Genomic DNA, 1,505 nt, shown 5'->3' on the forward strand with positions numbered 1-1,505 from the left:
CACCGGCACAGCAGGGAGAGTAAAGAAAAGGTGGCGACCGAAAATCTCATCGAGCAAGTTGGTGAAAGCGAAGGGGCGGTCACGCGGGTGCGCCTACCGTTTGCGTTCGCCAAGAAACACCGTATTGCCATCGAGCAAGAGGCTGATTCTTCGCTGACCGCTTATATCACGACCAACACGTCGCCCTTGGCCATCGCCGAAGCGCAAAGAATTGCCGGCCAGCCGTTTACGGTTGAGGAAGTCGACGAAGAGACTTTTGATCACACCCTGACCAGAATTTATCAAACCGATTCTTCCGATGCTATGCAGGCGATGGAGGGCATTGATGAAGCCATCGATCTGGCGCGGATTGCCGATGAAGTGCCAGTGGCAGAAGACCTGATGGAGTCCGAAGACGAGGCGCCCATCATTCGCTTGATCAATGCGATTTTGACAGAGGCCATCAAAGAAAACGCATCGGACATTCACATCGAAACTTTTGAAAAAAAACTGCAGGTGCGTTTTCGCGTGGATGGCGTATTGCGAACGGTACTTGAACCCAACCGCAAGTTGGCGCCGTTGTTGGTTTCACGCATCAAGGTCATGGCGCGGCTCGACATCGCGGAAAAACGCGTTCCCCAAGATGGACGCATTGCCTTGCGGGTGGCGGGACACGCTGTGGATGTGCGTGTTTCGACCATGCCTTCAACTTTTGGCGAGCGAGTCGTATTGCGATTGCTGGATAAGCAAGCCGGGCGTTTTCAGTTTGACGAGCTCGGCATGCGCTCTGAAACGGCAGAGGCTGTGAAGCAACTGCTATTCAAGCCGCATGGCATTATCTTGGTGACTGGCCCAACCGGTAGCGGTAAAACCACGACATTGTATGCCGGATTGATGCTGCTCAATGATCAATCACGTAATATTCTGACCGTTGAAGACCCAATTGAATACCAACTGGACGGCATTGGGCAAACACAGGTCAACCCCAAGGTTGATATGACGTTTGCACGCGGGCTCCGTGCCATATTGCGGCAAGACCCGGATGTGGTGATGGTGGGGGAGATTCGTGATCTCGAAACCGCACAGATTGCCGTGCAGGCTTCCTTGACGGGACATCTCGTCTTATCCACTTTGCACACTAACTCGGCCGTAGGCGCCATTACACGGTTGCATGACATGGGCATTGAACCCTTCCTGATCAGTTCATCCTTGCTTGGTGTACTGGCGCAAAGGTTAGTGCGGAAACTCTGCCCGCACTGTAAGCAGCCTTATCAACCCGATGCGCATGAATGTGAGCTGATCGGTGTGGATCCCGCGTCTCAGCCCACATTTTATCGACCCGTCGGATGCGAGCACTGCAATTATCTTGGCTATCGTGGTCGGCAAGGCATCTATGAGCTGTTGCCCGTCAACGATGCCATTCGGCGGCTGATTCATGCACAAGCTGGCGAACAGACCATTCTCGAAGAAGCGCGCAAAATTGCCCCCAGCATTCGAGCCGATGGTCGGGCGCGCGTACTGGAAGG

At 54.0% G+C, this 1,505-nt stretch carries 1 protein-coding gene; it reads left to right on the top strand.

What is annotated here, in order from left to right; genetic code table 11:
- Nucleotides 1-48 precede the first annotated feature (48 nt).
- Nucleotides 49-1,505, top strand: a 1,457-nt coding sequence (gene gspE / locus D6694_05510) for a type II secretion system protein GspE (GenBank protein ID RMH44674.1), incomplete at its 3' end; no start/stop codon positions are given.

The organism is Gammaproteobacteria bacterium, assembly GCA_003696665.1.
Classification (GTDB): Bacteria; Pseudomonadota; Gammaproteobacteria; order Enterobacterales.